The sequence below is a fragment of the Serratia symbiotica (Periphyllus acericola) genome (assembly GCF_964019515.1).
Classification (GTDB): Bacteria; Pseudomonadota; Gammaproteobacteria; order Enterobacterales; family Enterobacteriaceae; genus Serratia; species Serratia symbiotica_D.
Genome location: NZ_OZ026452.1, coordinates 930,180 through 950,724, shown reverse-complemented (window position 1 = coordinate 950,724; position 20,545 = coordinate 930,180). Strand labels below are relative to the sequence as shown.

General features: G+C 50.3%; 16 protein-coding genes and 4 pseudogenes. 9 read left to right on the top strand and 11 right to left on the bottom strand.

Features of this window, described 5'->3' with window-relative positions:
* Window positions 1–10: 10 nt before the first annotated feature.
* A pseudogene (locus AACL06_RS05270) lies at window positions 11–716 on the top strand (transporter substrate-binding domain-containing protein).
* 142 nt (window positions 717–858) lie between these two features.
* Here the strand turns inward: AACL06_RS05270 and AACL06_RS05265 are convergent.
* On the bottom strand, window positions 859–1,338 hold the full coding sequence (locus AACL06_RS05265) for a YbjN domain-containing protein (RefSeq protein WP_339036305.1): 480 nt from the start codon (window positions 1,336–1,338) through the stop codon (window positions 859–861).
* Window positions 1,339–1,888: 550 nt separating this feature from the next.
* Here AACL06_RS05265 and AACL06_RS05260 point away from each other — a divergent pair.
* The 3 genes and pseudogenes from AACL06_RS05260 to thiI all read left to right on the top strand — a co-directional run bounded on the left by AACL06_RS05260 (window position 1,889) and on the right by thiI (window position 4,608).
* The gene (locus AACL06_RS05260) at window positions 1,889–2,050 is read left to right on the top strand and encodes a hypothetical protein (protein ID WP_339038240.1); all 162 of its coding nucleotides are present in this window, start codon (window positions 1,889–1,891) and stop codon (window positions 2,048–2,050) included.
* Window positions 1,983–2,885, top strand: a pseudogene (locus AACL06_RS05255) (IS5 family transposase). The gene AACL06_RS05260 and the pseudogene AACL06_RS05255 overlap by 68 nt, the downstream one beginning before the upstream one ends.
* 274 nt (window positions 2,886–3,159) lie before the next feature.
* Complete coding sequence (gene thiI / locus AACL06_RS05250; protein ID WP_339038238.1) at window positions 3,160–4,608, top strand: tRNA uracil 4-sulfurtransferase ThiI; 1,449 nt, start codon at window positions 3,160–3,162, stop codon at window positions 4,606–4,608.
* Between the two features lie 54 nt (window positions 4,609–4,662).
* Here the strand turns inward: thiI and yajL are convergent, their stop codons facing one another.
* Together yajL and panE are read right to left on the bottom strand one after the other, a co-directional pair.
* Window positions 4,663–5,235: a protein deglycase YajL gene (yajL, locus tag AACL06_RS05245; RefSeq protein WP_339038236.1), complete on the bottom strand. Its 573-nt coding sequence runs from the start codon at window positions 5,233–5,235 to the stop codon at window positions 4,663–4,665.
* Window positions 5,198–6,109 (bottom strand): 2-dehydropantoate 2-reductase, encoded by a 912-nt coding sequence (gene panE, locus AACL06_RS05240; RefSeq protein ID WP_339038235.1) that lies wholly within the window; start codon window positions 6,107–6,109, stop codon window positions 5,198–5,200. The genes yajL and panE overlap by 38 nt, the downstream gene beginning before the upstream one ends.
* Window positions 6,110–6,275: 166 nt before the next feature.
* Here panE and AACL06_RS05235 point away from each other — a divergent pair.
* A pseudogene (locus tag AACL06_RS05235) lies at window positions 6,276–6,782 on the top strand (YajQ family cyclic di-GMP-binding protein).
* A gap of 35 nt (window positions 6,783–6,817) precedes the next feature.
* On the opposite strand, the gene AACL06_RS05230 reads toward AACL06_RS05235, so the two are convergent.
* The 8 genes and pseudogenes from AACL06_RS05230 to AACL06_RS05195 all read right to left on the bottom strand — a co-directional run bounded on the left by AACL06_RS05230 (window position 6,818) and on the right by AACL06_RS05195 (window position 15,706).
* Entirely contained in the window at window positions 6,818–8,179 is a 1,362-nt protein-coding gene (locus tag AACL06_RS05230) for an MFS transporter (RefSeq protein ID WP_339038233.1), read from the bottom strand.
* Window positions 8,180–8,380: 201 nt separating this feature from the next.
* On the bottom strand, window positions 8,381–9,271 hold the full coding sequence (gene cyoE / locus AACL06_RS05225; protein WP_339038231.1) for a heme o synthase: 891 nt from the start codon (window positions 9,269–9,271) through the stop codon (window positions 8,381–8,383).
* 17 nt (window positions 9,272–9,288) lie between these two features.
* On the bottom strand, window positions 9,289–9,627 hold the full coding sequence (locus AACL06_RS05220; RefSeq protein ID WP_339038229.1) for a cytochrome o ubiquinol oxidase subunit IV: 339 nt from the start codon (window positions 9,625–9,627) through the stop codon (window positions 9,289–9,291).
* Window positions 9,624–10,241: a cytochrome o ubiquinol oxidase subunit III gene (locus AACL06_RS05215; RefSeq protein WP_339038227.1), complete on the bottom strand. Its 618-nt coding sequence runs from the start codon at window positions 10,239–10,241 to the stop codon at window positions 9,624–9,626. Before AACL06_RS05215 ends, AACL06_RS05220 begins: the two co-directional genes overlap by 4 nt.
* The gene (gene cyoB / locus AACL06_RS05210) at window positions 10,231–12,222 is read right to left on the bottom strand and encodes a cytochrome o ubiquinol oxidase subunit I (protein ID WP_339038299.1); all 1,992 of its coding nucleotides are present in this window, start codon (window positions 12,220–12,222) and stop codon (window positions 10,231–10,233) included. The genes AACL06_RS05215 and cyoB overlap by 11 nt, the downstream gene beginning before the upstream one ends.
* Before the next feature lie 4 nt (window positions 12,223–12,226).
* Window positions 12,227–13,159: a cytochrome o ubiquinol oxidase subunit II gene (gene cyoA, locus AACL06_RS05205; RefSeq protein ID WP_339038225.1), complete on the bottom strand. Its 933-nt coding sequence runs from the start codon at window positions 13,157–13,159 to the stop codon at window positions 12,227–12,229.
* Between the two features lie 437 nt (window positions 13,160–13,596).
* On the bottom strand, window positions 13,597–15,072 hold the full coding sequence (ampG, locus tag AACL06_RS05200; RefSeq protein WP_339038223.1) for a muropeptide MFS transporter AmpG: 1,476 nt from the start codon (window positions 15,070–15,072) through the stop codon (window positions 13,597–13,599).
* Window positions 15,073–15,127: 55 nt separating this feature from the next.
* A pseudogene (locus AACL06_RS05195) lies at window positions 15,128–15,706 on the bottom strand (YajG family lipoprotein).
* A gap of 363 nt (window positions 15,707–16,069) precedes the next feature.
* Here AACL06_RS05195 and bolA point away from each other — a divergent pair.
* From bolA to clpX, 4 genes are all read left to right on the top strand, one after another.
* Window positions 16,070–16,384, top strand: coding sequence for a transcriptional regulator BolA (bolA, locus tag AACL06_RS05190; protein ID WP_339038220.1), 315 nt, complete (start codon window positions 16,070–16,072; stop codon window positions 16,382–16,384).
* Window positions 16,385–16,755: 371 nt separating this feature from the next.
* Window positions 16,756–18,075, top strand: a complete 1,320-nt coding sequence (gene tig, locus AACL06_RS05185; RefSeq protein ID WP_339038218.1) for a trigger factor — start codon at window positions 16,756–16,758, stop codon at window positions 18,073–18,075.
* Window positions 18,076–18,478: 403 nt separating this feature from the next.
* Window positions 18,479–19,102: an ATP-dependent Clp endopeptidase proteolytic subunit ClpP gene (gene clpP / locus AACL06_RS05180; protein WP_339038216.1), complete on the top strand. Its 624-nt coding sequence runs from the start codon at window positions 18,479–18,481 to the stop codon at window positions 19,100–19,102.
* Between the two features lie 138 nt (window positions 19,103–19,240).
* Window positions 19,241–20,512, top strand: coding sequence for an ATP-dependent protease ATP-binding subunit ClpX (gene clpX, locus AACL06_RS05175; RefSeq protein ID WP_339038214.1), 1,272 nt, complete (start codon window positions 19,241–19,243; stop codon window positions 20,510–20,512).
* The last annotated feature ends 33 nt before the right edge of the window (window positions 20,513–20,545 follow it).

Sequence of the window (20,545 nt, the reverse complement as noted above, 5' to 3'; positions counted from 1 at the left end):
AGCGTTACGCATGAAAAAACTCTTATTGACCGCCAAAGTGCTGGCCGGGATCGCCTTTAACACCAACGCAGCCAATACCATCCGCTTCGCCACTTCCGCCACCTACCCACCGTTCGAGTCGCTGGACTCTAACAACCAGATAGTTGGCTTTGATATCAATTTGGTCAAGGCGCTGTGCAAACAGATAAAGGCGCAATGCACTGTCACCAATCAGGCGTTCGACAGCCTGATCGCTGTGCTGAAGTTTAAAAAATACGACGCGCTGATTTCTGGGATGGACATCACGCCGGAGCGTAGCAAGTAGGTTTCATTCACACAACCGTACGTACTACGCCAACTCGGCTATTGTCATTGCTCAGCAAGGCAAATTCAGCTCGCTGGCGGATCTGGCAAGTAAAAAGCTCGGCATGGAGAATGGCACTACCCACCAGAAGTACATACAAGATACGCACCCGTAGATTAACAACGTCTCCTTCGATAGCTATCAGAACGCCATCCTTGAGCTAAAAAGTGGCCGCATTGATGGTGTTTTCGGCGAGAATGCAGTGGTGAATGAGTGGCTTAAAAACAATCCTGATCTAGCGCCAGTCGGCGCACAGGTGACCGATGCACGATATTTCGGTACCGGATTGGGCATTGCAGTTCGCCCGGATAATCAAGCATTGCTGGCTAAGCTGAACAGCGCGCTGTACGATATCAAGGCCGACAGCACCTAGAAAGCCATCAGCGACAAGTGGTTCCCGTAATGAAGTATTAACAAGATTCGTTATCTACTGACAAAATTTGATCAAAGGCTCACCTACAGCCTTACCTTTTATAGATGGCTAGAGCAGCAAGAGGGTCGGTATACAGCGGGGGTCAATGTAGTACTGGCTGACACTCGACCCCAGAAGGGCCCTCTTCTTCGTCGCTGATGTAAAGCAGATCGTTCTCCCGCGCTTCGAGGATCACCATTGAGATCTGCTCTTTACCCTGTTGCATAAAGTGGGTGAACTGCTCCAACGTCACTCCCACAGCGATGCTCAGCGACTGGCAAACGATCAGCTTAGGCAGATTGTCATCCTGAATATCGACAAACGCCTTGACGGTAAGTGAACTGGCGTTGATCAGGCTTAGATTAGCCACCAGAGGTATCAGCGTGCTCGGCTTGACCTCAGCCAACGCCGAGAACAGGATCACGTTGTCCACCAGATCGACCTTAGCATCGAACACACTGTCGAAGTTTTGCATGTGCGGCAAGTGCAGCGCCTGGCAGGAATTGCACTCAAAAAAAGAAATGCCTGATTGATCCAGCCAGCGCCGCAACAGCGCCAAATCAGGAACAACGAGTGAATCCATATAACCTGCCTCACAACATTCAAAACGCGAAAAGGCGCATAGCTTACGGAATATTCAGCCAATGCGCCACGATCAATACTGCCTAATTTGTTGATAAGGATCATTATCGGCGATAAAATATCACAGCGCTGACATTTCGTCGATATCATCCCCCCATAGATCGCTGCCTCGCCGCGCTGGTTCAACACTGATGCATCCTAGGCCCCTTTCCCGCAGGTAACCTCATCGCCATAACATGGAAGATCATGCGACCTGCTGCGATACCAACCCCAGCAGGCTATCGACGATACAAATCGGATTAACAGGTCATTCCTGCTTTTTTTTACTGGTTTAACAGGCATAGTGAGCGCCATTAACGCAGGTCTTGCGCAGGCTAGGGGCTAATTTGGACAGTCAGAATATCGTTACGGTAGCGAATAATTAATTGAATATCAAACCAAGAGCCTATCCCAGTAGGCGTAGATTGTTGCAGCCAGTTTGGATACGGACAGCGCGCCACAACAGGAACGTACTTGAAGTACATAAGGATAGTGGGCACTGCCCAAGGGCGTTGTTGAATAAATCGAACTTTTGGCCGGCACGAGGATCAGATCACTCTCCTTCTGTCAACATAGCGATATTCCGTGGCCCAGCAAAAGTTCAACATCACCAACTGGAAGGCTTACAACAACGCCCTTACCACTCGGGGATCACTCACTTACTGGGGGGATGAAACGGCACTTCACGCCTGGTACTGCGAGGCAAAACCTTCTCTGCGTGGTCGCACACCACATTATTCCGATATGGCAATCACCAGCGTATTGATGCTGAAACGGATTTTCGGCCTGACACTTCGCGCCCTCCAGCGCTTCGTCGACTCCATTGTCACACTGATCAAAGTGCCGTTGAACTGCCCGGACGATACCTGCATCAGTAAGCGGGCGAAGTCCGGCCATGTCCCGTTTAAAACCGCAACGCCGGGTGAAATTGCGCACCTCGTTATCGACTCTACCGGGATCAACGTGTTGGGTGAAGGGGAGTGGATGGTAAAAAAACACGGTCAGGAAAAACGGCGGATCTGGCGAAAACTGCATTTGGCCGTAGATACAGAAACACATGAGGTCATCTGTGCTGACCTTTCCTTGAGCAATGTCACCGATACCGCAGCCTTCCCAGGTCTCATCCGCCAGAGGTACCGTAAAATCAAAGTCGCCTCGGCGGATCGGGCTTAGGATACGCGAGTGTGTGATGATGAGTTAAGGGGCAAGAAGCTCAAGGCGTTAATACCGCCCAGCAGCGGAGCCCGTTATTGGTCGGCAGACTATGCAGAGCGAAATCAAGCGGTGGTGCACCAGCGCGTTACCGGAGACAACACACGGTGGAAAAGTATCACAGGCTACCACCGACGTTCGATAGCGGCAACAGCGAGGTACAGAGTAAAACAGCTATTTGGTGGTCACCTGTCGCTGCGAGATTATGATGGGCAAGTTGCAGAGGCGCTGGCCATGATCTGTGTATTAAACAAGATGACGCTAGCCGGTATGCTAGAAAGTGTACGCCTTGCCTGAAAGATGCCCATTCACGGGACTCTTTATTCCAAATCCGATTTATTCAACAAAGCCCATCTGACGTCGTTCATGTCAGGGGATGGGTGCTATGATCGGCATAACTCAGTCCGGTTGTGAGGGTTTGTGATATTTGGCGATTGATCAGATCTCTCAAACCGGATTGAGTTCCTTCAGTGATCTACTATTTGGCGCAGGTATTTAGTGATAGGGTGATATACTCCGCGCCGGAATTCATATCTGACCTGACAATAATCTGACAATAAAAAAGATGGCCATGAAGTTTATCATTAAATTATTCCCGGAAATCACCATCAAGAGCCAATCCGTGCGTTTGCGCTTTATCAAGATCCTCTCGACCAATATTCGCAACGTCCTAAAGCAGTATGATGAAACGCTGGCGGTAGTCCGTCACTGGGATCATATTGAAGTTCGTGCCAAAGATGAAAAACAGCAGCCAGTGATTGCTGACGCGCTGACACGCATTCCTGGTATCCATCATATTTTGGCAGTGGAAGATCGCACCTATACCGATGTTCACCACATCTTTGAACAGACGCTGGCCGCTTACCGTGAGCAGTTGGTAGGGAAAACCTTCTGTGTGCGGGTTAAATGCCGAGGTACGCAGGATTTAAACTCGCAGGATCTAGAGTGCTATGTTGGCGGTGGTTTGAACCAGCATATTGAAAGTGCTCGCGTGAATCTCTCCTGCCCACAGGTGACGGTGAATCTGGAAATTGAAGGCAACAAGCTGATGTTGGTCAAGGGGCGCAGCGAGGGCATCGGTGGTTATCCCGTTGGCACTCAGGAAGATGTGCTGTCGCTGATCTCCGGCGGCTTTGATTCAGGCGTGTCGAGCTATATGCTGATGCGCCGTGGCTGCCGTGTGCATTTCTGTTTCTTCAACTTAGGCGGCGCGGCACATGAGATCGGCGTCAAGCAGGTAGCTCACTACCTGTGGAACCGCTTCGCCAGCTCGCACAAGGTGCATTTCGTTTCCATCGACTTTGAGCCAGTTGTGGGCGAAATACTGGAGAAGGTCGACGACGGCCAGATGGGTGTGGTGTTGAAGCGCATGATGGTGTGTGCTGCTTCACAGGTTGCCGAACGTTACGGGGTGCAGGCGCTGGTGACCGGTGAGGCGCTGGGTCAGGTATCAAGCCAGACACTGACCAACCTGCGTCTGATCGACAATGCCTCGGATACGCTGATTTTGCGTCCGCTGATTTCCCATGACAAAGAGCACATCATTAAAGTCGCGCGTGAGATAGGCACTGAAGATTTCGCCAAAACAATGCCTGAATATTGCGGCGTGATTTCGAAAAGCCCTACGGTAAAGGCCATCAAAGCCAAAATAGAGGAAGAGGAAAGCCACTTCGACTTCTCTATTCTCGATCGGGTGGTGAGCGAAGCGAAAAACGTCGATATCCGCACCATCGCCGAGCAAGCGCAGGAGCAGGTTGCCGAAGTAGAGACCGTCGTGGACTTTTGCTCGGATGATGTGATCCTCGATATCCGTTCAAACGATGAGCGGGAAGACAAGCCGCTACAATTGGCGCAAGTTGAAGTGAAACCCTTGCCGTTCTATAAGCTCGGCAGCCAATTCGGCACTTTGGATCAGAGCAATACTTACCTGCTGTATTGCGAGCGTGGTGTGATAAGCCGTCTGCAAGCGCTGTACCTGCTTGAGCAGGGCTATAGTAATGTAAAAGTTTATCGCCCCTAATCCACTTCAATTATTTTGGGGATTTTATATTTTGCTCGCAGAACAGAAAAATGGCTAATCGCGTAAATCGTACATCCCCGGGATCAGCACCAGTTGCGCGGCGATCTCCGCCGCTTTGGTTTTGCCGAGCAGCAAATCGATCAGTTTTAGCGCAAATTCTATCGCAGTTCTCGGCCCTTGTCTGGTGAGCAAATTAACGCGCGCGTCATACACTACCCGTCGCTCTAGCCATTTTTTCGCCGGGATTTGCTCTTTTAGGCCGGGAAAGTCGATCATATTGCCGATCGGGAACAGATCGTGGTGCTGCAATACCAGCGCGGGCGCGGCGCAAATAGCCGCCACGATGTTGCCCTGCAAGTGTGTCGGACGCACTTTTTCTACCAGCAGCAGGCTGTCACGGAAGCATTCGGCACCTTGCACTCCACCGGGCAGTACGATAGCGTTAAAGGGCTGATCGGCGATCGATACCAGCGGCGCGTCGGCCAGCAGTTTAATGGTTAGGTCGCCACCGCCAGCCACGCTGGCGGTGGCGACTTTGACGCCGGCCAGCACCAACAAATCGATGGTGGTGACGGCTTCAATTTCTTCACTACCCGGTGCCAGGCAGACTAGTGCTGATACGCTCATATTCATTTTCCTTTTGCTTAACAAATTTAAATAGCCGCGTGTTTTCCGGTAAGGTAATGCCGTGGTGGCGCGCGCGTCGTAGCAGGTAGCCGGTAATATAGTCAATCTCGGTAGGTCGCTGGGTGCAAATGTCTTGCAGCATTGAGGAGATGTTATCCGCCGTGTTCTGAATCACTGCCATGACATACTGCCTAAGCGTTTCATCAGCGGTGTGATAGCCTTCTCGCTCCATAACGCTGGCGACTTCGTGACAGATGGCCGCAATCTGTTGCGGATAGCGCTGTAGCTCGCCGTTGCGGCAATTGTATAGCGCTGTCAACGGATTGATCACGCAGTTGACTGCCAGTTTGAGCCAGATTGCCGAGGCGATGTTGTTATGCCAAACTACGTCGGGCAAAGCTTGATGCAACACCTCCGCCAAATGGTTGAGGTGCTGCGCCGCTGGCGATGTCTGGCCGATGTGGGTGGTGCCGCTGGCGACATGAACAATACTGTTGCCGTCATGGCGCGCTGCGTGGGTGGTAGTGCCTGCAAGCATTGGGTGAGAGCTTGGCGGCAGTTCATCCTGGGTGCCCATACCGTTATGTAACAGCAGAATGGCGCAGTTGGCGTTCAGCTTTGGCAGCAGTGGGCTGACGGTGGCGGCAACCTGCCAGGCTTTAAGCGTAACCAGCAGTAGTTCACTGTGCGCCAGGTGGTCAAAATGGTTGGCAGGCAAAGTGTGGTTGCACCAGATCCCATCAGATTTGATCACCTTCACTGGGCAGAAGGGCTGTGGCACCCTTAACCATCCCTGTACATCGTGACCCTGCTGATACAGCCGCGATAACCACAGTTGTCCGAGCGCACCGCAACCAAGAATAGTTATTTTCATCTAGACTCCTTGGCAATACCGCTCAATGACTGATAGCTAAATTTAGACTTTGTTGCTACCCTAGGCATTATCCATAGGGCATTCCGCAAATTTTGCCTGATAGGGTAAAGCGGTTATCATATACGGCATTAAAATTGTCTAAGGTATTCATTCAGGAGAAAGAAGTATGCCATCTTTCAGCATTGTTTCTGAAATTGATATGCAGGAAGTGCGTAACGCCGTTGAAAACGCCTCGTGCGATCTCAGTACCTGCTGGGATTTTCGTAATGTGCCAGCTAGCTTTGAATTAAACGAGAAAAAGAATTAAACGAGAAAAACGAAAGCATCAAGGTTGCCTGGATCCGATTTCCAGGTGCAGCAGTTGCTCGATATTTTGCGCGAAAAATTAAGTAAGCGCAGTATCGAAGGCGGCGCGTTAGAGATCCCGGACGCACTGACCCACAGCGGAAAAACCTTCAGCGTGGATGCCAAGCTGACGCAGGGTATCGACACTATCTAGGCGAAGAAAATCTTCAAGCTGATTAAAGACAGCAAGCTGAGGGTCCCGACGCAGATCCAGGGCGATAAAGTGCGCGTAACCTGTAGATCGCACGACGACCTGCAAAGCGTGATGGCGCTGGTGCGTGACGCGGATCTGGAGCAGCGATTCCAATTCAAGAACTTATGCGATTAACCAAGCAGAGCCAGTATGTTGGCTCTGGTTTTTTATCATGAATTCATTAGCGCTTCAAGTTGGCTCCGGCTGGTCTGTTTGATATCGACCTTGATGTAGGCGCTGCGCTCTTCCGGCACTACAATTACTTCCGCCACGCCGGGCTGGGCTTTCAGGCGGCTTTCCAGCGCTAAATCTTTCACCGCCAGTGCTGACAGTGTGATGCGTAGGCTACTGACGTAAGGGGGTTCTTTCATGGTGCTACTGATCAGGAACCAGAGAGCGGCAAGCACCGCGCCGGCGATAAACACCAGCCCTGCGCCTTGCAGACTATATAACCAACCGCCCAGGCTGCCACCGATCGCCACACCGATAAATTGGCTGGTGGAGTAAGCCCCCATTGCAGTACCCTTATAGCCGGCTGGAGATTCTTTACTGATCAACGAAGGTAAGATCGCCTCCATCACGTTAAATGCCATAAAGAACAACTGCACGCCAGTAATAATGCCCCACAGGTGAGTGTTAGACAGCAATAGCAGTACTTCAGCGCAGAACAGCATCGCCACGCAGCCCATGAATACCTGCTTCATGCGGCGATATTTCTCGGCGTAGATAATGAAAGGCAGCACGGTGGCGAACGACACCAGCATAGTGACCAGATAGACTTTCCAATGTTCCCAGGCTGCCAACCCGGCTTTTTCCATCGCCAGTGGTAGCGCTACAAAGCTCGACATCAGCAGAATATGCAGGAACATGATACCGACGTTGAGCTTCAGCAGCCGCGAATTGCTTAGCACCTTGCTGAAGCTGCCGCGCACCATGCTTGACTCACGGTTCAGCACGTGGTGATCGGCAGAAGGTACGATAGCCAAGGTTATCACGATGCCAGCAAGTGCCAGCACGGCGATCATCCAGAACAGCGCATGCAGGCCAAAGGTATGGGTAACGATTGGCCCCAGTACCATCGCGATGGCAAAGGTAATACCGAAGCTTACGCCAATAAACGCCATGGCTTTAGTGCGGTTTTGTTCGCGAGTCAGATCGGATAACATTGCCATCACTGCCGCCGAAATGGCACCGGAACCTTGCAGTGCCCGGCCAAGGATCACACCCCAAATAGAGTCAGTGGTTGCGGCGATCATGCTGCCAGTTGCAAAGATCAACAATCCACATACGATCAGCGGTTTGCGGCCAACACGATCGGAAATCAGGCCGAACGGAATTTGAAATACTGCTTGTGCCAAGCCATAGATGCCGATGGCAATGCCGATCAGCGCCTCGCTGGCACTTGTGAGCACCATGCCGTAGGTAGTTAACACCGGCAGCACCATAAACATGCCAAGCATGCGCAGTGAAAACACGGTACCCAGCCCCCAGGTGGCGCGCAGCTCCAGTGGGGTCATTGTGTTATCATTCACATCAAACCTCGGTAAAAACTTTTCTATCAGGCACTTGAAGGAAGATAGTGCCTAAGAGAAGGGACTCTATTCTGCGTCATTTTAGTGTGAAGGACGGGGCGGGTAAACCTAATGTTGTTTAACAGATATTACCGTTTGGCCGCTTTTCGCAGATAGAAATAAAATGAGCCACAGAAGCAGCTCATCTACAGCCAATTTGGCTTACCGAACGTAGGTTAACAGCGCTCCTGGCATAGCTGTGACACTGAAGTCGATCGATATCATCACACTCAGAGAAATGATGGCAACGATAGAGAACACAAATAATTTGCGCGCCCAGATGCTGTCATTTTCAGTTTTGTAACCGCGTAGTGCCATGCCCAGCCACCATGCGCTCACCGCCGCAGCGACGAGCAGGTACTTGTAGCCGGCGTAGCCGCTTAGGGTCAACATCAGCGTGGCGATCATAAACGCTAGGATATAAATAGTGATATGATTCTTGGCGACGGAGATACCCTTCACCACAGGCAGTACTGGGATGTTAGCCGCTTGGTAATCTTTAAAGCGGAAAATGGCGATTGCATAGGAATGCGGCATCTGCCATAAGCTAAAGATAGCCAGCAGGATCAATGCACCGGTGTCAAGTTCGTTAGTCACCGCGCAGTAGCCGATAACCGGTGGTGCGGCACCCGACAAGCCACCTATCAGCGTGCCATATACCGAATGACGTTTCATGTACAGACTGTAAACGCCAACATAAACCACGAAGCCCATCACCGCCAGCCACATGGCCAACGGATTAGCACCGATATACAGCAACGCAAGACCCGCAATACCTAGAACGGTAGCATAAACCAGGCTGACACTCGGGGCGATCAGACCTCTGACCAGTACCCGGTTCTTCGTTCTCTCCATTTTCTTATCGATGTCGCGATCGATGTAGTTGTTAAACACACAGCCTGAAGCGACCACCAACGAGACGCCCAGAAAGGTAGCGAGGAACAAGAGATAATCGATGCTGCCTTTGGAGGCAAGCAGGAATCCCCCAACAACAGAAATTAAATTGCCGAAAATAATTCCTGGTTTAGTGACTTGCAGGTATTGCTTAATCATCACGTGCAGCTCGATTGTTAACTGATCATCATATTGATGTTGAGGTTATACATAATCCAGAGTGAACCTACAACAACGATACCGATGACCATAGCGGTAAACAGCAATGCTACCAAGTTCCAGCGCTCTTCCGATGAGGTGTTCATGTGCAGGAAGGTAATCAGGTGAACTAGCACCTGAATCACTGCCGTGCCAACAACAACCGCTAGGATGGTGGCATGAGAAGCGGAGTCTTTCATCACCATAGCAAATGGAATTACCGTCAGGATGATCGACAAGATAAAGCCGATAAGATATGACTTAACGCTGCCGTAGCTTGCGCCGCCGTGAGAAGTTTCATGGGATGAATGACTCATGACATAACCCCCAGAAGGTAGACAACTGTAAATACGCAAATCCAAATCACATCCAAGAAATGCCAGAATAGGCTCAGACACATAAAACGGGTTTTATTGATTGAGGTCAGACCGCGTTGACTCACTTGAATCATCATGATGGCGATCCAAATCAAGCCGATAGACACATGCAGACCGTGAGTCGCAATCAGCGCAAAGAAGCTGGACAGGAATGCGCTGCAATCTGGAGCAAAGCCTTCGACGATCAAGTGATGGAACTCATAGCTTTCCATCGCGACGAAGCTCAGACCAAACAGGAAGGTTAGGAACAGCCAGATATTTACGCCACCCACTTTGCCTTTTTTCATGGCGATAATTGCCATGCCGTAGGTGATGGAGCTGAATAACAGCAGGAAAGTTTCAACCAAGACAAACTTCAGCTCGAAGATGTCTTTGCCCGCAGGACCCCCTGCGGTTCCGTTCGCCAGTACAGCATAAGTCGCGAACAAGCATGCAAACAAAATACAATCGCTCATCAGGTAGATCCAAAATCCAAAGACTTTGGTCTCTCCTGCGTCGTAATGCCCATGCAGAGCATGGGCTGCGTTAGGGGTAATCAGAGTATCAGTTGACATGTTTCACGCCTGCTTTGCTGATTTGTTCATAGTGTTGGTTTTCAATGCGCTCGATTTCATCAACTTGCACATAGTAATCAATGTCTTCATCGAAGCTCTTGGCTATCCAGGTCACGATCATGCCCACGAAGCCAGCGATCGCCATCCACCAGATATTCCAGATCATCGCGAAACCGAATACCAGGCTAAAACCAGCAATAATCATACCGGCGCTGGTATTTTTCGGCATATGAATCGGTTCGTATTTCGCCGGTTTCTTATAGGCTTCACCTTTTTCTTTCATGTCCCAGAATTCATCGCGATCATGAATGTGTGGCACTACGGAAAAGTTGTAGAACGGCGGTGGAGACGAAGTTGACCACTCCAGTGTGCGAGCGTCCCATGGGTCACCAGTCAGATCGCGGTTCTGCTCGCGGTCACGCACGCTAACGAAGATCTGAATTAACTGGCACAGGACACCACAGGCAATCAGCGCTGCACCACAAGCCGCTACCAGCAGCAGAGGGTGGAACTCAGGGTTGATGTTCTGGCTGATACGACGAGTCATACCCATAAAGCCCAGAGCGTACAGCGGCATAAAGGCAATGAAGAAGCCAATGATCCAGCACCAGAACGCACGGATGCCCCATTTCTCGTTAAGCCGGAAGCCGAAAGATTTAGGGAACCAGTAGGTCAGGCCAGCAAAGCAACCAAACACCACACCGCCGATGATCACGTTATGGAAGTGGGCAATCAGGAACAAGCTGTTGTGCAACACGAAGTTCGCGCCTGGCACCGCCAGCAGAACGCCAGTCATGCCACCTACAGAAAAGGTGATGATGAAGCCAACAGTCCACAGCATGATAGAGTTGAACTGTATACGGCCCTGATACATGGTAAACAGCCAGTTAAAGATCTTCACCCCGGTTGGTATAGAAATGATCATGGTGGCGATGCCGAAGAAGGCGTTAACGTTCGCGCCAGACCCCATGGTGAAGAAGTGGTGCAACCATACGATGAATGACAGAAGGGTAATCGCGATTGTTGCCCATACCAGCGAGGTATAACCGAACAGGCGTTTTCTGGAGAAGGTGGCGGTAACTTCGGAGAACACACCGAACACTGGAAGCACCAGAATGTACACTTCTGGGTGACCCCAAGCCCAGATCAGGTTGATGTACATCATCATGTTACCACCCATATCATTGGTGAAGAAATGGGTACCCAGATAGCGATCCAGCGTCAGCAATGCGATGGTTACAGTCAGAATGGGGAAAGCAACGATGATCAGGACGTTAGTACAGAGTACCGCCCAAGTAAATACCGGCATCTTCATCAGCGGCATGCCAGGAGCACGCATCTTCATAATGGTAGAGAAGAAGTTTACGCCGGTCAGCAGGGTACCCAGCCCAGAAATTTGCAGGCTCCAGATCCAGTAATCAACTCCGACGCCAGGGCTGTACTCTTTGCCCGACAGTGGCGGATATGCCAGCCAACCGGTTTGTGCGAACTCACCAACGCCCAGCGAGAGGTTGATCAGCACCACACCTACCACAAACAGCCAGAAACTCAGGGAGTTCAGGAACGGGAAAGCTACGTCACGCGCACCGATTTGTAACGGTACTACGATATTCATCAGACCGACTACCAGTGGCATCGCCATGAAGAAGATCATGATTACGCCGTGGGCGGTGAAGATTTGATCGTAGTGGTGAGGAGGCAGGAACCCAGCCTCACCGGCGGACGCAATCGCCTGCTGGCTTCGCATCATGATGGCATCGGCAAAACCGCGTAGCAGCATAACCATGGCTACGATGATGTACATGATACCAATTTTTTTGTGGTCGACAGAAGTCAGCCAATCTTTCCACAGCCATTTCCATTTACCTAAATATGTTATCAGTGCCAGCAGAGCCAGAATGCCAATAACAATCGCAGCAACGGTGACCATGATAATCGGTTCGTGGTATGGAACCGCATCAAGTGTTAATTTTCCCAACATCAGTTTATTCCTCAGCTCCGGCGTGAGTATATTCACCCATGTCCATACCTGGATGCGCAGTAGCGACAGTGTGCATGTCCATATCGCCCATGAATTTGGCAATAGTCTCTTTGAACAAATTCGGTTTGACAATTGAGAAGTACGCTACCGGGTTGTTTTCACTCGGTGCTGCCAGTGTGTTAAAGTCGCTGGTAGCATTAAGGTTATTAGGCGATGCTTTCACCTTGGCAACCCACTGATCAAAGTCGCCTTCGGTCGGAGTCACAATTGCGGTGAACTTCATGCCGGAGAACCCACGGCCACTGTAGCTGCTGGAAATACCGGCGTATTCCCCAGCCTCGTTACCGATCAGGTGCAGTTTGGTTTGCATCCCGGCCATCGCATAAATCTGCCCACCTAACTGAGGAATAAAGAACGAGTTCATTACTGAGTCAGAAGTGACCTTAAATTCGATAGGAACGTCTTTCGGGAAAGCTAGCTCATTAACAGTCGCAATGCCTTGCTCTGGGTAAATAAACAGCCATTTCCAGTCGAGCGACACCACTTCGATGGTCATCGGCTTCTTGTCAGTGACAATCTGCTTGAACGGATCAAGCTCATGAGTGGTCTTCCAGGTAATAGTGCCGAGGATGGCAATAATAATGATAGGAATGGTCCAGACGACTACTTCAATCTTATTGGAATGTGCCCAGTCAGGACGGTATTTGGCGTCTTTGTTGGAGGCTCGGTACTTCCAGGCAAAAGTAAACGCCATAAAAATGACAGGTATTACCACGATCAGCATTAACATGATCGCAGTGATAATCAGTGTTCGTTGCTCAATACCAATTGCTCCTTTGGGGTTCATCAATATCATATTATGGCAGCCACTGAGTACTACCGTTGCTGCAATTAATGAGATTACCCCAATACTTTTATTGTATTTCTTAAGTCTCATCTAAGGACCCCAATTGCTAAAGCTCTATTGTCTTTTCATGTGTCTGGGCATTTTACGGGAAGGGTGCGGTACTGTAAACATGCTTATTAAAGGTATGTCAGCGCCTGAGTTGGCACTTTCTGTTAACGAGGTCACAGATGTTGTCCTGCTGCGTATTTACCAAATGGCAATAACACGTTGTCGTGTTGCATCATGTCAGGGATTATATTAAGGAAAAATAAAGGTATGAGGAATCAGACAGGCGAAGCATATTTTTAAATGCAGAAGAAATGGTTGGCTTTGATGTAAACTAATTGTGAGTTAAGGGTGAATTTAATTTGATTTCGAATACGTGTTGGGCGGACAAAAAATAATTTTGCATCCGGTGATCTTTTTTTACCAATAGATTAGCGCTGGAAGATTTTTTTGCTGACCAGCGTGAACGCAGGCCAGCGACATCATACCCGCATACGGCGTAACGCCAGAGAGTCCAACAGGCTACCCATCAGGATGCCCATCAGACTGAACGCGGCACCGATCTGCAACATTCTCTCTGCCAGACCAGGCACCTGTAACCAGTCCAGATTATCGGCTATCAGCAACAATAGCCACAAGCCTAGCAGCGTACAACCTAGCGTTAATAACCGCAGCGTCCAGTTATAAGCCCTAGGGAATGCCTCACGTGGCATAAAATTACCGGTCTTTTGAGTATATTCAAGCGTCTTGCGGCAGATGCCAAGCAATAGCAGGCCAGGTAGGGCGGCGGCGATCGAGAATAAATAGAACAGCGGCCAGCCATTTGTCTCGACGAACCAGCCAGCGATCGGGCCGATATAGACACGGCCAACGGCGGAGAACGCGGAAAGCAACGCAAATTGGGTTGCGGAAAATGATCGATTGCATAGAGTCATCAACAGCGTGACGAACGCCGCAGTACCCATACCGCCGCACAGGTGTTCCAGGAAGATGGTGCTGCCCATCGTAAAGATGTTTTTGTCGGTCACCGCCAGAACCCAGTAGCCGAGGTTGGAGACCGCCTGTAGGATACCGAATAGCATGAGAGCGCGGCATAGGCTTATCTGTTGCATTAGCACGCCACCAAACAACGCACCGCTGATAGTGGCGAGCAGGCCAAGGGTCTTATTTACCAGACCCACTTCACTCGCATTGAAACCCACGCCTCGGATCAGGAAAGTGGTGCTCAGGCTACCGGCGAATGCATCACCCATTTTGTACGTCACGATAAGCAGCAGGATCAGCCAGGCATTGTTACGTGCAAAGAAATCGCGCAGCGGTGCGACCACAGCCTGCTTCATAGTGCGCTGTACCGGGATACTGTTGTCCGGTTCCGGTGCCATCAGGGTAGCGGCGATGCCAATCAGCATCAGCCCGGCCATCAGCCAATAGGTCAACTGCCAACCGAGATAGCGATCCGCTAGCCACCATGCCATCCCGCCGGAAACCAGCATTGCCAGCCGGTAGCTAAGCACCGATATTGCTGCGCCGGCACCGCGTTCTTTGGCACTTAGCAGGTCAGTTTTGTAGGCGTCAAAAACAATATCTTGCGATGCGGAACAGAACGCCACCATCACTGCCAGTGCCGCCAGCAACCCTAAATGCTGTGCTGGCTGCATGAAACCCATCGCCGCTATTGCCGCAACCAGCAGGATTTGGCTAAGCAGTAGCCAACCTCGCCTCCTCCCCAAGAAAGGCGGGGTGTAGCGATCCATAAAGGGTGCCCAGAGGAATTTAAACACATAGGCTTGACCGACCAGCGAGAAGATTCCGATGGTTTTCAAATCGATATTTTCGACAGTCATCCAAGCCTGTAGTGTGCCGGAGGATAATGCCAACGGCAAACCCGATGCAAAGCCCAGCAGCAGCAGAATGGCATAATTGCGCTGGGTGAATATGTTCAAATACTGTTTTAACATGAGTTGCCGGTCTGTATCCTTAGGTTATTATCCGCGCGGCATCGGGTATGTCGCATTATCGCGCATTTTTCTGGATAAAGTCGGTGATGATGGTGTCTTGCGCCATATTGGCGATGACAACGCTGAGCATGCTATTGACTGCACTGGTGATTTTCTCGTTAGTGGCGGTGAAAGCGCCTTGCACGTTATATGTGGAGCGGTAGTTTTTTACCTGTTTGTTGCCGTTCTTCGCCTGGGCGATGACCGAAATATCAGCTTTGGTGGTGATGTTGTAGCGCAGGTTGCCTTCTTATACATCGGCATACAGATTATTGACCACGATTTGCAGATCAACTGCGCCAGCGTTTCCGATCATGTAGCCACGGGCGTTCATCTGTTTTTACAGCACTTCCTTTAACAGAAAGCGCAGATCGCGCGTTGGCCTCAAGGTCACCAATTGGCCATTGCGGTTCACTGTGGCCAGCGCTTGATCCTGTCGCTGATCCTCGCCATTGATGCTGACGGTGACGCCTTGCAGGGTGGGAACTTGCTGCGGCAACACGATCTTCGGCGTCACGTTTAGCGTGTTGCTGCTGGCCGCACAACCTAACAGTAGCAGTGCGCCTAGCAAGGGAAGATAAAGTTTCTTTAACATGGTTGCTGTCTCATTTTCGACGGATTTAGCCATAATCAGAGCAACATAGTGCTGATACCATAGCATGGTCGCTGCTTGGTGACAGCGCATAATGTGCATGAGTGATAAATTTTTATTTATTATTGATGAAAAAAAACTTTTTAACAGATTTAATCAGATTAATCCCAATAGGTATGGCGCGTTGACCACCATTTGTCCCGGAAGAAACAGAAATTTATCCGGGCGATGCGTTAAAATGGGGTTGCTTCTGCTAGGCTGTGTCCGGTAATTGGTTGTGGTGGCGCTCACCTGGAAATGGTCGGACACAGCCTAATATTGAACTGGATTAGTATGATCTTCATGCCAGTGGTGTAAGGAAATCCTATGGTTCGCGAGCAGATAGAAGCAAAGTTAATGGTGACATTTGAGCCTACGCATCTGGATGTCGTTGATGAAAGCTATCGTCACAACGTTCCGGTCGGTTCAGAAAGCCATTTCAAGGTGGTATTGGTCAGCGATCGCTTTATTGGCGAGCGTTTAATAACTCGCCACCGTTCGATCTACGGCGTGTTATCGGAAGAACTGGCAAACGGTGTGCGTGCACTGGCCTTGCACACCTTTACCCTGAAAGAGTGGGAAGGGCAACAGACCAAGGTACCGGCCTCACCACACTGTCGCGGGGCTGGCACCTTGGCCTAAGGTTAAAATTGACAGTGATCAGTGGAACTTTTCCCTTGATTTGGGGTATTATTACTTACGAATTTTGGAGCGGCCAGCGGGCAGCTTGTGTTTTGGCTTTTGAAGACGACACAGGTGATGACCAATAGGGCTACGCGGTGGTCGGCTGCGGTTGCCCTTTGACCATCAAATTGGCAGAATGTGCGTTTTAATGCGTCAGTGTTGCTTTGCTGTCCTCGACTCACCACGCATGCACCGCTATAATGCCGCGTTTTATTTTTTGGAATGGTTTCGGTACGCTTCTGTCATTAGGGAACTCCGTTCTGCATGGGTAGCGGCTCTGGTACTTGGGCGGAGCTAACCGAGCACTGTGATTTTTTTGAGGTAACAAGATGCAAGTTTCGGTAGAAACCACTCAAGGTCTGGGGCGCCGTCTCTCTATTACTGTACCCGCCGAAAGTATCAGCCAGGAAGTTAAGAAAGAACTGATCAATACGGCGAAAAGCGTTCGTATCGATGGCTTCCGTAAAGGAAAAGTGCCGCGTAACATCGTTGAACAGCGTTATGGCACCTCTATTCGTCAGGACGTGCTGGGCGAAGTGATGCAGCGCAGCTTCATTGATGCGATCGTCAAAGAAAAGATCAATCCGGCTGGTAGGCCAAATTACCTGCCGGGCGAATATAAAGAAGGTGAAGATTTCAGCTTCGCTGTTGAGTTCGAAGTGTATCCAGATGTTGAGCTGAAAGCTCTAGACAGCATTGAGGTCGAGAAGCCATTGGTTGAAGTTACCGATGCTGACGTTGACACTATGTTGGAAACTTTGCGCAAGCAGCAGGCGACTTGGAAAGAAAGTGACCGCGCAATAGAGGTTGAAGACCGCGTGACCATTGACTTCACCGGTTCTATTGACGGCGAGGAGTTTGAGGGCGGTAAAGCTTCTGATTTTGTGCTGGTCATGGGACAAGGCCGCATGATGCCAGGTTTTGAAGAAGGTCTGGCCAGTCACAAGGCCGGTGAAGAATTCACCATCGATGTTAACTTACAGGAAGACTACCACACAGAAAATCTGCAGGGTAAAGCGGCTAAATTCGCTATTGTTCTAAAGAAAGTTGAAGAGCGCGAGTTGCCAGAGCTGAGCGAAGAGTTCATCAAGCACTTTGGTGTGGCTGATGGTTCCGTTGACGCTCTGCGCGCCGAAGTGCGTAAAAACATGGAACGCGAGCTGAAAGGTGCCGTGCGTAACCGTATCAAGACTCAGGTAATCGACGGCCTGGTCAGCACTAACGACATCGACGTGCCTGCTGTGCTGATCGATGGTGAGGCTGACGTTCTGCGCCATCAGGCGGCACAGCGTTTAGGTGGCGACGAGAAACAAGCACTGGAACTGCCACGCGAACTGTTTGAAGAGCAGGCTAAGCGTCGCGTTGCTGTCGGTCTGCTGCTGGGCGAAGTGATCACTGCCAACAATTTGAAAGCTGACGAAGAGCGCGTAAAAACTCTGATTGAGGAAATGGCCTCCGCCTACGAAGATCCGCGAGAAGTTGTTGAATTCTACAGTAAGAACAAAGATCTGATGAACAATATGCGCAACGTGGCATTGGAAGATCAAGCGGTAGAAGCCCTGTTGGCAAAAGCACAATTGACCGAGAAGGCTATCGCTTTCAGCGAATTGATGAACCCAGCCTCAAACAGGCGTAATAGTCGTATTTGAGTGCGGAAGGAACGCTCTAGTTTTCAATGGCGGAGCGCTGTAGGCTGTATAATAAAAAGCCCGTAACCTTCAGTTGCGGGCTTTTATTTTATCATGTTGCTGATTAATCACCGCTTTAATCTTAGCAACAGACACATGTTTACTTGGCTACATATTGGTCAAACGGCATGCTGGGGACTGAAGCGATAAAGTCATCGTCTGGGCTTGAAAACTCGCCATCGCTCCCCAAATGTGTAAAAATCTAGCGACTGTTTGCCAAAATGCATGGGATGATGAAATAGCCGTTGGGTAGGTTTGGGATGGGTTGAATGCTTGAGCATAGCCATCATGACCGTTCTCAAGTAGAATTGGTGTATTAGGGGGTAACTTTAGCCGCCAAAGCAATTTCTATTAGGAGACGGTAATGTCATATAGTGGAGAAAGAGACCAACTTCCACCTAACATGGCTTTGGTGCCGATGGTGGTAGAGCAGACTTCACGCGGGGAACGTTCTTACGACATATATTCCCGCCTGCTGAAAGAGCGCATCATTTTCCTGACTGGTCAAGTAGAAGACCACATGGCCAACCTGATTGTGGCACAGATGCTATTCCTCGAAGCGGAAAGCCCGGAAAAAGACACTTTCCTCTACATCAACTCGCCGGGTGGCGTGATCACTGCCGGTATGTCAATCTATGACACCATGAAATTCATCAAGCCGGATGTCAGCACCATTTGTATTGGGCAAGCGTGTTCGATGGGATCCTTCCTGCTGACTGCCGGTGCCAAGGGCAAGCGTTTCTGCTTGGCTAATTCGCGCGTAATGATTCACCAGCCTCTGGGCGGCTATCAGGGCCAGGCGACGGATATCGAAATCCACGCTCGTGAAATCTTGAAAGTGAAGGCGCGCATAAATGAACTGATGGCGGAGCATACCGGCCAGTCATTGGCGCAGATCGAATGCGACACCGAGCGCGATCGCTTTATGACTGCGGACGAAGCCGTAGAATACGGTTTGGTTGACGGCATTCTGACACACCGCAGCTAGACGTAGTGGCTAGAGTGTAGTAATCAGAATAGGCATCGTTCGTTTTGTTGAGGGTTTTCGGTGTTCCCGATAGGCGTTTGAGGCATCACTGCCGCCGTAATGTTCTTGCGGGACAAAGACTAAGAAGAGGTTTGATTTATGACAGATAGACGCAAAGACGGTTCAGGAAAGCTGCTGTACTGCTCTTTCTGCGGCAAAAGCCAGCATGAAGTACGTAAGCTGATTGCCGGTCCGTCAGTGTATATCTGCGATGAATGTGTTGACCTGTGTAACGACATTATTCGCGAAGAGATTAAAGACGTTGCACCGCATCGTGAGCGCAGTGAGCTACCGACGCCGCACGAAATTCGCCAACATCTGGATGACTACGTCATTGGTCAAGAACAGGCGAAGAAAGTGCTGGCGGTTGCGGTGTACAACCACTACAAACGCCTGCGCAACGGCGATACCAGCAATGGTGTCGAGTTGGGTAAAAGCAACATTTTGCTGATTGGCCCGACTGGCAGCGGTAAGACGCTGCTGGCGGAAACCTTGGCGCGTTTTCTGGATGTGCCGTTCACTATGGCTGATGCCACTACATTGACCGAAGCTGGTTATGTGGGTGAGGACGTGGAGAATATCATCCAAAAATTGCTGCAAAAATGTGACTACGACGTACAAAAAGCGCAGCGTGGTATCGTCTATCTCGATGAAATTGATAAGATTTCCCGTAAGTCAGATAACCCATCTATCACCCGCGATGTATCGGGCGAAGGTGTGCAGCAGGCGTTGCTGAAGCTGATTGAAGGCACTATCGCCGCCGTTCCGCCGCAGGGCGGGCGTAAGCATCCACAGCAGGAATTCCTGCAAGTTGATACCTCGAAGATCTTGTTTATCTGCGGCGGCGCTTTTGCTGGTCTGGATAAAGTGATCGGTCAGCGCGTCAACAGGGGTTCCGGCATTGGTTTTGGCGCAACCGTCAAAGGAGAATCTGAGAAAGCGACCGAAGGTGAAATGCTGCTACAGGCCGAACCGGAAGATTTAATCAAGTTTGGTCTGATCCCTGAATTTATTGGCCGTTTGCCGGTAGTGGCAACGTTGAGCGAGCTAAGTGAAGATGCTCTGATCCAGATCCTGAAAGAGCCGAAAAATGCCTTGACCAAGCAATATCAAGCATTGTTCAATCTGGAAGGTGCTGAGCTTGAGTTCCGTGACGAGGCGCTGAACGCCATTGCTAAGAAAGCCATGGCGCGTAAAACCGGCGCTCGTGGTCTGCGCTCCATCGTGGAGGGCGCGCTGCTCAACACTATGTACGATCTACCATCGATGGACAGCGTAGAAAAAGTGGTGATCGACGAGCCGGTGATCGCGGGTCAATCGAAGCCGCTGCTGATTTATGGCAAACCGGAAGCGCAGGCTTCAGGTGAATAATTCGCCAGTTAAACCATAATGTTAGACAGTAAA

What these genes read in the sequence shown, in the direction of transcription:
- AACL06_RS05215 (WP_339038227.1), bottom strand. Translation starts at nt 10,241, where the DNA reads ATGTCAACTGATACTCTGATTACCCCTAACGCAGCCCATGCTCTGCAT.
- thiI (WP_339038238.1), top strand. Translation starts at nt 3,160, where the DNA reads ATGAAGTTTATCATTAAATTATTCCCGGAAATCACCATCAAGAGCCAA.
- clpP (WP_339038216.1), top strand. Translation starts at nt 18,479, where the DNA reads ATGTCATATAGTGGAGAAAGAGACCAACTTCCACCTAACATGGCTTTG.
- bolA (WP_339038220.1), top strand. Translation starts at nt 16,070, where the DNA reads ATGGTTCGCGAGCAGATAGAAGCAAAGTTAATGGTGACATTTGAGCCT.
- cyoB (WP_339038299.1), bottom strand. Translation starts at nt 12,222, where the DNA reads ATGTTGGGAAAATTAACACTTGATGCGGTTCCATACCACGAACCGATT.
- clpX (WP_339038214.1), top strand. Translation starts at nt 19,241, where the DNA reads ATGACAGATAGACGCAAAGACGGTTCAGGAAAGCTGCTGTACTGCTCT.
- panE (WP_339038235.1), bottom strand. Translation starts at nt 6,109, where the DNA reads ATGAAAATAACTATTCTTGGTTGCGGTGCGCTCGGACAACTGTGGTTA.
- ampG (WP_339038223.1), bottom strand. Translation starts at nt 15,072, where the DNA reads ATGTTAAAACAGTATTTGAACATATTCACCCAGCGCAATTATGCCATT.
- AACL06_RS05265 (WP_339036305.1), bottom strand. Translation starts at nt 1,338, where the DNA reads ATGGATTCACTCGTTGTTCCTGATTTGGCGCTGTTGCGGCGCTGGCTG.
- AACL06_RS05220 (WP_339038229.1), bottom strand. Translation starts at nt 9,627, where the DNA reads ATGAGTCATTCATCCCATGAAACTTCTCACGGCGGCGCAAGCTACGGC.
- cyoE (WP_339038231.1), bottom strand. Translation starts at nt 9,271, where the DNA reads ATGATTAAGCAATACCTGCAAGTCACTAAACCAGGAATTATTTTCGGC.
- cyoA (WP_339038225.1), bottom strand. Translation starts at nt 13,159, where the DNA reads ATGAGACTTAAGAAATACAATAAAAGTATTGGGGTAATCTCATTAATT.
- yajL (WP_339038236.1), bottom strand. Translation starts at nt 5,235, where the DNA reads ATGAGCGTATCAGCACTAGTCTGCCTGGCACCGGGTAGTGAAGAAATT.
- tig (WP_339038218.1), top strand. Translation starts at nt 16,756, where the DNA reads ATGCAAGTTTCGGTAGAAACCACTCAAGGTCTGGGGCGCCGTCTCTCT.